Source organism: Streptomyces sp. NPDC005774, assembly GCF_042871645.1.
Classification (GTDB): Bacteria; Actinomycetota; Actinomycetes; order Streptomycetales; family Streptomycetaceae; genus Streptomyces; species Streptomyces pratens.
Window position 1 is genome coordinate 323396 of sequence record NZ_JBIAIV010000002.1, and the last position, 13570, is coordinate 336965.

Genomic DNA, 13570 nt, shown 5'->3' on the forward strand with positions numbered 1-13570 from the left:
CGGGTCGTACGGTCCCCCAGGCGTACGACATGAACAGGACCGTGGGCCGGGGCGGGACCAGGATCGCTGTCATGGGCCTCACCCGTCGTCATCCGCTTCTCGTCGTCGTGCCGTTGTGCGCGCTCGCCGTGCTCGCCGCCCGTCCCCCCGACGGGGAGGGCGACGGGCCGTACGCTCCGGGCCACGGCCCGGAATCCGGGATCAGCGCCCAAGTGGCGCGGTTCTACGAAGAGGCGGCCGCGGCGACACTGAAGTACGAGGCAGGCCGGCGCCAGGCAGGTCGGCAGCGGACCGAGGTACGACGGCTGGAGAAACTGCTCGACCGGGAGCGCCAGCAGTCCGAGGTCCTGCGCGATGACCTCGGCCGCATCGCACGGTCCCAGTACCGCAGTGGCGGCGGGCTGCCGTTGACCGCGCACATGATTCTCGCGGACGACCCGGAGAAAGTGATGCGTGGTCAGCGTGCCGTGTGGAAGGCGAACCTGACCCTCGACAACGCGATCGAGAAGAACGCGCGGGCCGAGGCCCGGCTCGCCCGTGACGAGGCGAAGGCAGAGGGAGCGTGGAAGGCGCTGGAGAAGCGGAACAAGGAGCTCGCCGACCTCAAGAACGGCATCGAGCAGAAGCTCGAGACGGCGCGGTGGCAGCTACAGGGCCAGGCGGACGCCTCGGTGGCGGCCGGTTCCTGCCGCGGGGCGGTGCGGCTCGATCAGCCGGAGACCCGGTTCACCGAATCCTGGGTGGCGCCGGTGGAGACCTACGCGCTGTCCTCGTCCTACGGGAGCGGCGGTGCACACTGGGCGAACCGGCACACCGGCCAGGACTTCGCGGTACCGATCGGCACGCCGGTGCGGTCCGTGGGCGAGGGCAAGGTGGTGAAGGTCTCCTGTGGAGGGGCCTTCGGTATGGAGATCGTGGTCGAGCACGCGGGCGGCTACTACACGCAGTACGCCCACCTGGCCGCCGTCGCCGTGGGCCAGGGCGAGCGCGTCTCGCCCGGCCGGTGGATCGGCCAGTCCGGGACCAGCGGCAACTCCACCGGGCCGCACCTGCATTTCGAGGTGCGGATCACGCCCGAGATGGGCTCGGCAGTGAACCCGGTGTCGTGGCTGGCGCAACGCGGGCTGACGCTCTGAGCGAGCGCCGGGCCCGTCCCGCTCTGTCGTTCACGTCGGGCCCACCCGAGGCGATCGCCCCACCGGGTGATCGGACCCGGTCACGGCAGCCGGCTCAGCAGCTTTTCGATCACCACGGCCACGCCGTCCTCGTTGTTGGCGACCGTGCGCCCCGAGGCGGCGGTGAGGACATCCGGGTGGGCATTACCCATCGCGTAGGAACGGCCCGCCCAGGTCAGCATTTCGATGTCGTTGGGCATGTCCCCGAACGCCACGACCTCCTCGTGCGAGATCCCGCGCTCGGCGCAGCACAGGGCGAGGGTGCTGGCCTTCGACACGTCGGGACCGCTGATCTCCAGCAGGGCGCTGGGGCTGGAGCGGGTGACGTTGGCGCGGGTGCCGATGGCCAGCCGGGCCAGGGTGAGGAAGGCGTCGGGGTCGAGTTCGGGGTGGTGGGCGAGGATCTTGAGCACCGGCTCGTCGTCCGCGAGGCCACCCGGTGCCAGCAGTTCCTCGGCCGGGGCGCGGACGTCCGGTATCTCCATGTGCAGCTTCGGATAGGCCGGCTCCTGGTTGAAGCCGTAGGTCTGCTCGACGGCGTACACGGTGCCTGGCGCCGCCTCGCGCAGCAGTCGCACCGCGTCCAGCGCGTTCTGCCGGGCCAGCTCGCGCACCTTCACGAAACGGTGGGCACCGGCACCGCCGTGCAGGTCGACGACGGCGGCGCCGTTTCCGCAGATGGCGAGCCCATGGCCGTGGACGTGGTCGCTGACGACGTCCATCCAGCGTGCCGGGCGGCCGGTGACGAAGAAGACCTCGATGCCTGCTTCCTCGGCAGCGGCCAGTGCGGCGACCGTGCGGGGGGACACCGACTTGTCGTCGCGCAGCAGGGTGCCGTCGAGGTCGGTGGCGATGAGCCGCGGCGGGGTGACAGGGCTGTCTCCCCGCTCGAGCGAGGTCGAGAACTGGGGGAAGCCCGGGGTCTTGGGCTGTGCGGTCGCTGAGGTCACCTGGCCATTGTCCCGTATGAGCCCGCACGGCCGTGCGGCACTCCGCACATGTGAGGGGCTACCGCTCTCGGTGAGCTGCCGAAACGGTTGAGGCGGTCGAAGCCGCGGCAGTGGCGGTGAGGACCGGCTACGGACATCGATCCGGTTCGTTGCCCGTCCGTCCGTCCGTCCGTCCGCCCGCTCAGCCCAGCTGGGCCGGTGCCTCCATGGCGATCCGCTCGAAGACCTTCTGGTCCGCCGCGAAGTCCGAATCGGGGATGGGCCAGTGGAGCACGATCTCGGTGAAGCCCAGCTCCGCATGGCGGCCCGCGAAGTCGACGAACGCGTCCAGGGACTCCAGCGGGCGTCCCCGGTCCGGGGTGAATCCCGTGAGCAGGATCTTGTCCAACTCGGCCACGTTTCGCCCGATCTCGGCGCAGGCATCGGCCAGCTTCTCCACCTGACCGCGAAGGGCGCGCACCGACTGTTCAGGTGTGCCGTTCTCGTACAGCTTTGGATCACCCGTGGTCACCCACGCCTGCCCGTGCCGGGCGGCGAGCCGCAGCCCGCGCGGTCCGGTGGCGGCCACGGCGAACGGCAGTCGGGGCCGCTGCACACACCCCGGGATACCGCGGGCCTCGTGCGCCGCGTAGAAGTCGCCCTCGTACGACACGGAGTTCTCGGTGAGCAGCCGGTCGAGCAGCGGCACGAACTCGGCGAAGCGGTCCGCCCGCTCGCGCGGGGTCCACGGCTCCTGGCCGAGCGCGGTGGCATCGAAACCGGAGCCGCCCGCGCCGATACCGAGGGTGACGCGTCCCCCCGAGATGTCGTCGAGGGAGATCAGCTCCTTGGCCAGGGTCACCGGGTGCCGGAAGTTCGGCGAGGTGACGAGTGTACCCAAACGGATACTCTGCGTCACGGCGGCTGCGGCTGTGAGCGTGGGAACGGCACCGAACCACGGCCCGTCCCGGAAGGTCCGCCATGAGAGGTGGTCGTACGTGTATGCGGCGTGGAACCCGAGGTCTTCGGCCCGCCGCCAGATCTTCTGTCCTTCGGCCCACCGGTGGATGGGGAGGATCACCGTGCTCAGACGCATGACCCCGACGATACGTGGGCTTCCCGCTGCCATGGATACGCCGACGGAGCAGATTCGGGAAGCCACGCCGACGTCGCGATGGGGGCCGCTACCGTGGCGTCATGGGCACGTGGGGTAGGTCGGAGCTTGAGGCCATGGTCGAAGAGGCGACGGTGGACGCCTACGACGAGGACGAGCAGCGGACCGGTCTGTTCACCATGCTCGAGGAGTACCTCTACCTTCCCTTCACCACCGCGGTTCTCGGCGTCGAGGTGACCGTGCACGGCGTCGACCTCACGCCCGACGGCAGGATCGTCGCCCTGTGCGCTCGTGGCCGCGTCCGGCAGTCGATCGGAATCCTGGAGCTGCCGTTGCCCAGCCCGGCGCCCGAGGGGGCGAATGGGGTCTCCCCTGCTCGAGCGAAGCCGAGAGCTTGGGGAAGGATCGAGGCGTACCGGCACTGGGCAGGTGGAGGCCGGGCGCCTCACGCTTCGGGCGGAACTGGTTTGCATGGAAGGGCTGAACGTGGCTGACGCCGTACAGGGCGCGCATCAGGGTGCCGGTGGACCGTCACTGGCCGGCCTCATCGAGCGCAGTGCCGAGTTGAAAGGGGAGCTGGTCACCTTCGCTCAGAGCGCCCACTTCGACCGGTGGTTGACGCCCCTCCTGCTGGAGGCCGCTGGGCCTGCACGGCAGCTGGACGAGGGTGAGGCGATCCGGATCATCGACCACTTCATCCTGCGGTACCGCCTGCCGGACGGTTCGACCGTGGTGGACCGGTTCGTCGCCGGGCGGAAGGACTTGTCCGCGGCCGAGCGGGAGATGCTGCTCGGCTGGCGTGACCCGGTCGAGGGCATCTTCGAGATCCAGCGCAAGGAACGGGATGCCATCGTCCTGCTGAACCTTGTCGACGATCTGGAGTACCGCACGTACTCGAACGTCGGGCGGGCGGCGTTCCGTGGAGTGTTCAAGGGAGGATTCCTCCGCACCTGCCTGGTACCTGTCCACTCGGCCGACGGGGCGTGGCTGGTGTCCGGGGCGATGTCGTACTACCCCAGGTCCAGTGCCACCGACATTGCACAGGCGGCGCTCGAACTGGCCACCAGCCAACCCGAGCTGGTCTTCCGGAACCCCCAGAAGATCGAGCAGGGGTGGCAGCAGATGCGGGAGGACCGGGCCGCGTTCATCGAGTTCTGCGGCGGCGACGAACTGGTCCTTCCGCCTGCCGAAGCCGAGGATCTCCTCAACGCCTACTACCGCCACCGCCAGGAGGCCGCCGTCGCCGCACGGCCCGGCCATGCCCGGCGCAGGCGGCTCCCCGGCCTGGACCTGCCCTTCTTCGAACTGCCGCGAGAACTGACGGACTCGGACACCATCGGCGTCATCTATGACGAGGTCGACGGGCTCAACTTCTACGCCGACTACGGGATGCTGCGGGACCTCTTCGCGGACCCCGCCCGCGCGGGCCACAGGCAGCACCATGACCTGCTGCGCACGTACCTGCGCGAGGAGTCGATAGCGCCATTGCCGATCCGCCGTCTGGCCGCCGCTCACCCGGAGACCGCTGACGGGGTGTTCCAAAAGCTCCTGCGGAAACCCGGGTTCACCTGGAGCGAGCACGGTGAGACGCTGCTGCGCCGACGCAAACCCCGGTACTACGAGAACGAGCCCCGTCCGAGCGTTTCCGTCATCGGCGACCGCCTCAGCAGGCTCGCCGCCGGCCGCCGGTAGGCACCACGAAGCGCCAGCGAGTTAACAGGACATGTACTACACTCCGCTTATGGACACGCCCCGCCCTGGCAAGACCCGAGTCACCAGTGTCTCCCTGCGCGCCGAGACCCTGGAAGCGATTCGCGCACGCGCCGGCAAACAAGGCGTCTCCTCCTATATCGAGGAGGCCGTACAGCGGCAGCTCCAGCGCGAGGCCATCGACGAGTACATCGCCACCGCTGAAGCGGAGCACGGCCCTGTCGACCCTGCCGAGGTGTCCGACAAGGCCGAACGCATTCGCGCCCACCACGCTGCCCACCGCGGTGAGTCCGCGCCAGCGGGCGCCGCATGAGCGGGACTCTCGTTCTCGACAGCGAGGCCCTCTCCAAGCTCTCCCGTCGGCACCGCGACACGACCGTATGGCTGGACGTCGCCCGCAGACTGGACCTGCTCGTCGTGACGAGCGCCGCCACGCTGGTGGAGGCACGCGACCCGAAGGTGCCGCAGGCGGCGTTCGACCATGCCGTTTCCCTGGCCAAGGTGCGCCCCGTCACGGAGGAGATCGCACGTGCGGCAAGCGGACTGCTCGCCGCCGAAAGCCTGCACGGTCACAAGTACGCCATCGATGCGATGCTCGCGGCCACGGCTCACATGGAGCACGGCGACGTCACAGTCATCACGAGCGACACGGATGACCTGCGTCGACTGTGCCGCCCTCACATCGCCGTCGAGCCGATCTGAGTGTCCGCGTCGGCCCTCCCTGAACCCTTGCCGTGCTTTTTCCGCAGGTCAGCATGTGATGGGTGAACGAGGCTTGACTGAGGTGACGAGCGTGCCGAGCCGGAGTCGTTCGGTGGCCGCCGCGGCGGCGGTGAGCGTGGGTACCGCGCCGAATCAGGGGCCGTCCCGGAAGGTGCGCCAGGACAGGTGGTCGTAGGTGTAGGCGGCGTGGAAGCCCAGCTCCTCGGCGCGCCGCCACTTGTCGCAGCCCCCTTCGCGCCAGCGGTCGATCGGCAGAATTACAGTGCTCAGTCGCATGGGGACGACCCTACGAGAGGCCGAGCAGGTGTCGCATCGACTGTGCGGCGCGGACGGCGGCGTCACCGCAGCAGTTGTTGAACAGGACGTGGACCTCCCGCGCCTGCTCAGCCATCTCGCGAACGCGCGGTGTCCACTCGGAGAGTTCTTCGGGCGTGTACGAGTGGCGGAACCTCTCCTCCTTGGTGCCGGTGCCCCACGCGCTGTTGCGACCGTGGAAGCGCACCAGGGCGAGTTCCGGTGTGGTGACCCGTACGACCGGTGGTATGGAAGCGGGCAGCGTCTGCATCATGTCTACGGCCACGGCGGCCGTGTCCAACTCCGCCAGCAGGGCGGTCGTCGCATCGACGTGCTCCTCGCGCCACCAGCCGGGGTGCCGGAACTCCACGGCCATCGGCCATCCCGCGGCACGCTCACGGCAACGGCGCAGGAACTCCACCGCCGGCCTGCCCGGTACGAGCCGGTACGGGAACTGGAAAACCAGCGTCCCCAGACGGCCGGATGCGCGCAGTGGTGCGAGGGCCGCGCTGTACCGGTCCCACACATCGTCGAGCAGTCCGGGATCGATGTCTGCCCGTCCCTGCTGCCGTGCGAGGGTCGGGCGCAGTTCGGCGGGCAGCGCTTCCGGCCGTGTCGGATGCCCGGTGAGGAGGGAGAACGCTTTCACGTCGAACCGGAAGCTCTCAGGAGTGCGGTCGGTCCATAGAAGGCTGTTACGGGTGCTGGGCAGCCCGTAATAGGTGGAGTCCACCTCTGCCACCGGGAACTGTGTGGCGTAGTGCCGCAGTCTGCCCTCCGCGTCGCGGTGGCCTGTCGGATACCAGCCGCTGGACACCAGCGCCTTGTCCGTCCACGAGCAGGTTCCGACCCGGATCTCTCCCATCCCGCCCGTCTTCCCCGGACGCGGTGACGGATTCGTCCGGCACATGGGGTCATCCGCCCGGCGGTCCGCAACGGGCCCCGGTGGTCCGCAACGGGCCCCGGTGATGAGCAACGGGCTCCGGTGGTTCCGCCGGAGCCGCCGGTCAGCGGACCTCGCCGTTCCTCCAAGACGTGAGCGAGGCGTCGGGCACAAGTTCTCGTACGTCTCGTCACCGGGGAACGGGACGACCGGCCACCAGGGTGACGGCCGCGGCGGCGGTCAGGGCCGGAAGGGCGCCGAACCGCGGGTCGTCCCGGAAGGTGCGCCACGGCAGGGATCGCAGGTGTGTCCCGTGTGGAATCCGAGCTCCTCGGCGTGCTCTCAGGCCGAACGACTGCTCTCGTTCCAGTGGCGGTACGGGAGGATCACGGCGCTCAGGCGCGGACTCATGCCGTCGAGCCCAGGCTGGTGGCCCCGCCGACCCCAGATGTTTCACGTGAAACGGTCGTCACGCGTCCAGCGATCACCGCACGCGTGCACTCAGCCAAGGAGTGAGGACGATCATGGGGACGAACTCCTTGTGCGTCCGGTCGCCGGGCAGCGGCACGATCAGGAAGTGGCCCGGCGGGAAGGGCCGGCTTCGGACGTGGGCGAGGCCGTCGAAGACGGAGTGGAGGAAGGCGGGCACTTCGTCGCGGGGAATGTCGGGGCACTCCACGCCCTCCACGTCGATCAGGGCGTCGTCCTCGGGATGGAGCCGCACACTGACCCTGGGCAGGCCACCGAACTCGACGTAGTCCTCATGAGGGAGGGAGCCGTCCGGGTCGGTGGTCACGCCCACGCCCGCCGCTGTGCGGCGTGATGTCTGGTCGGCGCCGATGTCATGGGTGACCTAGATCTCGCGTCCGTATACGTCCGCGAGCGCCCGGAGCGCGGTGACGGCGGCCTCCGTGGTGGGCAGATGTTCCATACCGCTGATCATGCGGCGCCGTCGGCCGTCGGGAAACCGCTGCGTCAGTGGCTCTCGGGGAACCGCAGATACCCAGGGGGCACGGTGCCGGTCAGCCACACACCGTTCGCGCTCACCCGGAAGACATGGCCGTCGCTGTGCATGGCGGCCGAGTCCACGGAGAGCACCACAGGGCGGCCTCTGCGGGCACCCACGCGGGTCGCCGTCGCGCGGTCGGCGGAGAGGTGCACGTCGTGCCGGTTCATGGACAGCAGGCCCTCGGCGCGGATGGCGGCCAGGTGGCGGGCGACGGTGCCGTGGAAGAGGTACGGCGGCGGGGTGGCCGGCGGCAGTCCGAGGTCGACCTCGATGCTGTGCCCCTGGCTGGCGCGTATCCGGGTGCCCTCGATCGCGAAACGCTGCTTGTCGTTGGCGGCGACGACGTGGTTCAGTTCCGCCCGGGTGAACCGGAAGCCGTGTGCGGCCGCCGCGGCGATCAAGGTGTTGATCTCGACCCAGCCGGCCTCGTCGAGGGGGAGTCCGATCGCCTCGGGCTGATGGCGCAGATGTCTGGCCAGGTACTTCGACACCTTCACGGTGCGTCTTTCGTCCATCCGCTCAGCCTGCCGGGAGAGATGTGAATCACGCGATTGATTTTGCCGGAGATGTTTGATCCACAGCGAGGACTGTTTATCCACAGAAGGCCGGCCGAACCTGTGGACAACTGCACCGGCGGCTCCCGGACAGCCCCGTACCGTCGGCCGACGGCGGGCCCGGGGTCTCGGGCCGGTTCTCACCCCGATCGCCCCACACCGGTGGCTTCCCCCTGGCGGCGTCACACCAGTGGTTTCACCCGAGCGATCCTTCGCAGTACCCCCGGCGTCCACCGCGCCAACACGTACGCGCCGCGCGCCTCCGGGGTCACCGGTACCACCGCCTCGTCCCGCACCACCGCGCGCAGAATCGCGGCGGCGACCTTCTCCGGAGGACAGTTGCGCAGCCGGTTGAGGCGGACCGCCCGCCGCCTGCGGTGCTGTTCCTCCTCGGTGTCCGCGCCCGCGAAGCGCGCGCTGGAGGTGATACCGGTGTTGACGATGCCGGGGCAGACGGCCGTCACGCCGATCCCCTGCCCCGCGAGCTCCGCGCGCAGGCACTCGCTGAGCATCAGCACCGCGGCCTTGGACGTGCTGTAGGCGGGCAGCGCCCGGGATGGTTGGTACGCCGCGGCGGACGCCACGTTCACGATGTGACCGCCCTGCCCGCGCCCGGCCATCCGCGCTCCGAAGAGCCGACAACCGTGGATCACACCCCACAGATTGACGTCGAGAACTCGTTTCCAGTCCTCCGGGGTGGTGTCGAAGAAGGAGCCGCCCAGGCCGACACCCGCATTGTTCACCAGGACGTCCACCACGCCGTACTCAGCGGTGGTCTCCTCGGCGAGTTTTTCCATGGCCTGTGCGTCGGAGACGTCGACGGTCCTGGCCCAGGCCGCCGACGCTCCGGCCGAACGGGCCTCCTCGGCGGTGCGGGCCACCGCCTCCGCGTCCCGGTCGACGGCCACCACGCGCGCGCCGGCCTCGGCGAAAGCGAGCACCGTCGCCCGCCCGATGCCGTTGCCCGCACCGGTGACCAGGACGAGCTGCCCGCCGAACCGGTCCGCATGCCGGCCCGAGGCGGTGATCTCCGTCCGGCCGGCCTCCACGGAGGTCACGAACTCGGTGATCCAGGCCGTGAGCTGGTCCGGGCGGGTCCGCGGCACCCAATGCTTCGCCGGGAGCGTCCGCCGGGTCAGCCGCGGTGCCCACAGCTCGAGATCGTCGTAGAGCCGCTCCGACAGGAACGCGTCCCCCAACGGCGTGACGAGCTGCACGGGCACGTGCGCGTAGGCGTCCGTGCGGGGGGCGCGCAGCCGGGCCCGGACGTTGTCCCGGTACAGCCATGCCCCGTGCGCCGCGTCCGACGGCAGGGACGAGATCGGACAGCTCCCGTCACCTCCGCGGGGGACGTTCTCGAACCGTTCCAGGATGCGCGGCCAGCGCTTGCCGAGAGGGCCGCGCCAGGCCAGTTCGGGCAGTACCGGCGTGTGCAGCAGGTACACGTACCAGGACTTGGCGCCCTGGCCGAGTAACTGGCCGACCCGGCGCGGAGTGGGCCGCCGCAGCCGGAGGTTGATCCAGTGACCGAAGTGGTCGAGCGACGGGCCGGACATCGATGTGAACGAGGCGATCCGCCCCTCGCTACGCCCGACGGTGACGAACTCCCAGCCCTGCACCGAGCCCCAGTCATGCCCCACCAGATGCACCGGTTCGTTCGGGCTGACCGCGTCCGCGACCGCCAGGAAGTCGTCGGTCAGCTTCTCGAGGGTGAAACCGCCCCGCAGCGGGCGAGGCGCGGTGGACCGCCCGTGGCCACGGACGTCGTACGCCACGACATGGAAACGCTCCGTGAGGCGCGGTGCGACCTCGGACCACACCTCCTTGCTGTCGGGGTAGCCGTGCACCAGGACGACCGTCGGCCGCCCGGGGTCACCCAGCTCCGCCACGCACAGCTCGACGCCCCCCGTACGTACCCGGCGCTCACGCGCGCCCCGCAGCACCGTTCCGGACAAGCCCGTCACTTCCCTCCACCCCGCGCCGACGGGCGAGCCCGAGCGGCTCTCCCGCGCCGTTCCCGTCGGCGGACGCCGCCTCGCGGCTCGCCATGCGTCCTTACCGCCGACTGCGCCCTGCGTCCGTGCCCGTCTGCTGCGCCACGCGTCCGTACCGCGGGCTGTATGTCCGTACCGCGGGCCACGCTCCGTGTCCGTAGCGTGACACCGGTGAATCTGGCAGCTCACCGGAGGCCGGGTCAAGAGGCGACTCCCGGCCGTGGACAGCTCTCGGCGGGAGGATCCCCTACGGGCCCGTACAACCAGAGGGGGACGCCAAGACGGCTCTCCGGGCTGACGACCCGCGTGGCGCGGGTCACTAATGTCGGGGACGTGACTGTGATCGCGACCGAAAGCCTGAGCAAGCGGTTCCCCAGGGTGACCGCGCTTGACCGGCTCTCCATGGACGTCGGGCCCGGTGTGACCGGACTCGTCGGGGCCAATGGAGCCGGCAAGTCCACATTGATCAAGATCCTTCTGGGTCTTTCCCCCGCCACGGAGGGCCGCGCCGAAGTGCTCGGCCTCGACGTCGCGACCGAGGGCGCCGCCATCCGGGAGCGGGTCGGCTACATGCCGGAACACGACTGCCTGCCGCCGGACGTCTCGGCCACCGAGTTCGTGGTCCACATGGCACGCATGTCCGGCCTGCCGCCCACCGCCGCGCGGGAACGTACCGCGGACACCCTGCGCCATGTCGGCCTGTACGAGGAGCGCTACCGCCCCATGGGCGGCTACTCGACCGGCATGAAGCAGCGCGTGAAGCTCGCGCAGGCCCTGGTGCACGACCCGGACCTGGTCTTCCTGGACGAGCCGACCAACGGCCTCGACCCCGTCGGCCGCGACGAGATGCTCGGCCTGATCCGTCGAATCCACACCGACTTCGGCATCTCGGTCCTGGTCACCTCACACCTTCTGGGTGAGCTCGAGCGCACCTGCGACCACGTGGTCGTCGTCGACGGCGGCAAGCTGCTGCGCTCCAGCTCCACCACGGACTTCACGCAGAACACGACGACCCTCGCGATCGAGGTCACCGACACCGACGAGCACCCCGACGGCACCCGCGCGGTGCGCGACGCGCTCCACGCGCGCGGGGTGTCCGTCCAGGACGGCAGCGGACTGCCGGGCTCCGGACACGTCCTCCTGCTCACCGCCCAGGGCGAGGAGACCTACGACCTGGTGCGGGACGTGATCGCCGACCTCGGACTCGGTCTGGTACGCATGGAACAGCGCCGCCACCACATCTCCGAGGTCTTCACGAACGACACGGACACCGGCGCGGGCACGGACGCAGGTACAGGTACGAACCCCGGGGCCGGCCACGGCAACGGCGAGCAGCGGAAGGAGGCGGTCGGCCATGGCGGTTGAGCAGCCCCTGCGGACACCCGCACCGACGTCGGGTGACCAGACCCGGATCCACAACATCGGCTACCGCTCCTACGAGGGCCTCCGCCTCGGCCGCTCCTACGCCAGGCTCTCGCTGTACTCGCAGTCCCTGCGCGGCTCCTACGGCCTCGGCCGTTCGGCGAAGTCCAAGGTGCTGCCGATGCTGCTGTTCGTGGTGATGTGCATCCCCGCCGCCATCATGGTGGCCGTCGCCGTGGCCACCAAGGCGAAGGAACTGCCCGTCGACTACACCCGCTACGCGATCATCATGCAGGCCGTGATCAGCCTGTACATCGCCTCGCAGGCACCCCAGTCCGTCTCGCGCGACCTGCGCTTCAAGACCGTGCCGCTGTACTTCTCGCGGCCCATCGAGACCGCCGACTACGTACGTGCCAAGTTCGCGGCCCTGGCCTCGGCCCTGTTCATCCTGACCGCCACTCCCCTGCTGGTGCTCTATGCGGGCGCACTGCTGGCCAAACTCGATTTCACCGACCAGACCAAGGGATTCGCGCAGGGGCTCGTCTCGGTGGCACTGCTCTCACTGCTCTTCGCCGGCATCGGCCTGGTCATCGCGGCGGTCACCCCGCGTCGCGGTTTCGGCATCGCCGCCGTGATCGCCGTGCTGACCATCTCCTACGGCGCGGTCTCCACTCTCCAGGCGATCGCCCACGTCCAGGACAGCTCCCAGGCGATCGCCTGGATCGGCCTGTTCTCGCCGGTCACCCTCATCGACGGTGTGCAGTCCGCCTTCCTGGGCGCGAGCACCACCTTCCCCGGCGGAGTGGGACCGTCGAACGGCGAGGGCGTGGTGTACGTCCTCATCACCCTCGGCCTGATCGCGGCCTGCTACGGCCTTCTGACGCGCCGCTACCGGAAGGTGGGCCTGTGACCACGCTCTCCATCGACCACGTCTCCCGCTGGTTCGGCAACGTGGTCGCCGTCAACGACATCACCATGACCATCGGCCCCGGCGTCACCGGCCTCCTCGGCCCCAACGGTGCCGGGAAGTCCACCCTCATCAACATGATGGGCGGCTTCCTCGCCCCCTCCACCGGCACCGTCACCCTCGACGGCCAGACCGTGTGGCGCAACGAAAAGATCTACCGGCAGATCGGCATCGTCCCCGAGCGCGAGGGGATGTACGACTTCCTCACCGGCCGCGAGTTCGTCGTCGCCAACGCCGAACTGCACGGCCTGGGCGCCAAGGCTGCCCAGCAGGCCCTGGCGACGGTCGAGATGGAGTACGCGCAGGACCGCAAGATCGCCACGTACTCCAAGGGCATGCGACAGCGCGTGAAGATGGCTTCCGCGCTGGTCCACGATCCGTCCCTGCTCCTGCTGGACGAACCGTTCAACGGCATGGACCCACGCCAGCGCATGCAGCTGATGGACCTGCTGCGGCGCATGGGCGACGAGGGCCGCACCGTACTGTTCTCGTCCCACATCCTCGAAGAGGTCGAACAGCTCGCCTGGCACATCGAGGTCGTCGTCGCCGGCCGGCACGCGGCCAGCGGTGACTTCCGCAAGATCCGCCGCCTGATGACGGACCGCCCGCACCGCTATCTGGTGCGCTCCAGCGACGACCGCGTCCTCGCGGCCGCGCTGATCGCCGACCCGTCCACGTCCGGCATCGAGGTCGACCACAGCGAGGGCGTCCTGCGCATCCAGGCCGTCGACTTCGCCCGCTTCACGTCCCTGCTGCCCAGGGTCGCGAAGGAACACGGCATCCGCCTGCTCACGGTCTCGCCGTCCGACGAGTCCCTCGAGTCCGTCTTCTCGTATCTCGTCGCGGCGTAGGAGGC

The 13570-nt window shown here is 69.6% G+C and carries 13 protein-coding genes and 2 pseudogenes; 8 read left to right on the forward strand and 7 right to left on the reverse strand.

All coding sequences use genetic code 11. The annotated features are described in order from the left end of the window. The first annotated feature begins 71 nt into the window (after positions 1 to 71). A complete protein-coding gene (locus tag ACFYQA_RS03670) occupies positions 72 to 1136 on the forward strand; it encodes a peptidoglycan DD-metalloendopeptidase family protein (RefSeq protein WP_388911115.1) in 1065 nt (354 codons plus the stop codon). An 80-nt stretch (positions 1137 to 1216) separates the two neighbouring features. On the opposite strand, the gene ACFYQA_RS03675 is transcribed toward ACFYQA_RS03670, so the two are convergent. Further along, positions 1217 to 2143, reverse strand: a complete 927-nt coding sequence (locus ACFYQA_RS03675) for a Cof-type HAD-IIB family hydrolase (RefSeq protein WP_388911118.1) — start codon at positions 2141 to 2143, stop codon at positions 1217 to 1219. A 163-nt stretch (positions 2144 to 2306) separates the two neighbouring features. Further along, positions 2307 to 3200 carry an LLM class flavin-dependent oxidoreductase gene (locus ACFYQA_RS03680; RefSeq protein WP_388910970.1) on the reverse strand — a complete coding sequence of 298 codons (894 nt, stop codon included), beginning with the start codon at positions 3198 to 3200 and terminating at the stop codon, positions 2307 to 2309. Positions 3201 to 3301: 101 nt separating this feature from the next. On the opposite strand from ACFYQA_RS03680, the gene ACFYQA_RS03685 reads away from it, so the two are divergent. Genes ACFYQA_RS03685 through ACFYQA_RS03700 form a run of 4 tightly spaced genes read left to right on the forward strand, consistent with a single transcriptional unit; the run spans position 3302 to position 5630 of the window. Further along, on the forward strand, positions 3302 to 3712 hold the full coding sequence (locus tag ACFYQA_RS03685) for a hypothetical protein (protein WP_388910973.1): 411 nt from the start codon (positions 3302 to 3304) through the stop codon (positions 3710 to 3712). Then, positions 3705 to 4910: a hypothetical protein gene (locus ACFYQA_RS03690; protein ID WP_388910976.1), complete on the forward strand. Its 1206-nt coding sequence runs from the start codon at positions 3705 to 3707 to the stop codon at positions 4908 to 4910. Before ACFYQA_RS03685 ends, ACFYQA_RS03690 begins: the two co-directional genes overlap by 8 nt. A gap of 49 nt (positions 4911 to 4959) precedes the next feature. Then, positions 4960 to 5241, forward strand: a complete 282-nt coding sequence (locus ACFYQA_RS03695) for a hypothetical protein (RefSeq protein ID WP_388910978.1) — start codon at positions 4960 to 4962, stop codon at positions 5239 to 5241. After that, positions 5238 to 5630 (forward strand): type II toxin-antitoxin system VapC family toxin, encoded by a 393-nt coding sequence (locus tag ACFYQA_RS03700; RefSeq protein ID WP_388910981.1) that lies wholly within the window; start codon positions 5238 to 5240, stop codon positions 5628 to 5630. The genes ACFYQA_RS03695 and ACFYQA_RS03700 overlap by 4 nt, the downstream gene beginning before the upstream one ends. 54 nt (positions 5631 to 5684) lie before the next feature. On the opposite strand, the pseudogene ACFYQA_RS03705 reads toward ACFYQA_RS03700, so the two are convergent. The 5 genes and pseudogenes from ACFYQA_RS03705 to ACFYQA_RS03725 all read right to left on the reverse strand — a co-directional run. Continuing rightward, positions 5685 to 5927: pseudogene (locus ACFYQA_RS03705) on the reverse strand (LLM class flavin-dependent oxidoreductase); the annotation flags it as partial. Between the two features lie 10 nt (positions 5928 to 5937). After that, on the reverse strand, positions 5938 to 6810 hold the full coding sequence (locus tag ACFYQA_RS03710; protein WP_388910984.1) for a DUF72 domain-containing protein: 873 nt from the start codon (positions 6808 to 6810) through the stop codon (positions 5938 to 5940). Positions 6811 to 7312: 502 nt separating this feature from the next. After that, positions 7313 to 7771: pseudogene (locus ACFYQA_RS03715) on the reverse strand (hypothetical protein). Between the two features lie 32 nt (positions 7772 to 7803). After that, a complete protein-coding gene (locus tag ACFYQA_RS03720; protein ID WP_388910987.1) occupies positions 7804 to 8352 on the reverse strand; it encodes an RNA 2'-phosphotransferase in 549 nt (182 codons plus the stop codon). Between the two features lie 221 nt (positions 8353 to 8573). After that, the gene (locus ACFYQA_RS03725) at positions 8574 to 10355 is read right to left on the reverse strand and encodes an SDR family oxidoreductase (RefSeq protein WP_388910990.1); all 1782 of its coding nucleotides are present in this window, start codon (positions 10353 to 10355) and stop codon (positions 8574 to 8576) included. Positions 10356 to 10724: 369 nt separating this feature from the next. Between ACFYQA_RS03725 and ACFYQA_RS03730 the strand changes: the two genes are divergently transcribed. The 3 genes from ACFYQA_RS03730 to ACFYQA_RS03740 are packed head-to-tail and all read left to right on the forward strand — an operon-like array spanning position 10725 to position 13565. Continuing rightward, complete coding sequence (locus ACFYQA_RS03730) at positions 10725 to 11750, forward strand: ABC transporter ATP-binding protein (RefSeq protein WP_386399772.1); 1026 nt, start codon at positions 10725 to 10727, stop codon at positions 11748 to 11750. After that, positions 11740 to 12657, forward strand: a complete 918-nt coding sequence (locus tag ACFYQA_RS03735; protein ID WP_388910993.1) for an ABC transporter permease — start codon at positions 11740 to 11742, stop codon at positions 12655 to 12657. The genes ACFYQA_RS03730 and ACFYQA_RS03735 overlap by 11 nt, the downstream gene beginning before the upstream one ends. Further along, on the forward strand, positions 12654 to 13565 hold the full coding sequence (locus ACFYQA_RS03740) for an ABC transporter ATP-binding protein (RefSeq protein ID WP_388910995.1): 912 nt from the start codon (positions 12654 to 12656) through the stop codon (positions 13563 to 13565). Before ACFYQA_RS03735 ends, ACFYQA_RS03740 begins: the two co-directional genes overlap by 4 nt. Positions 13566 to 13570: the final 5 nt, after the last annotated feature.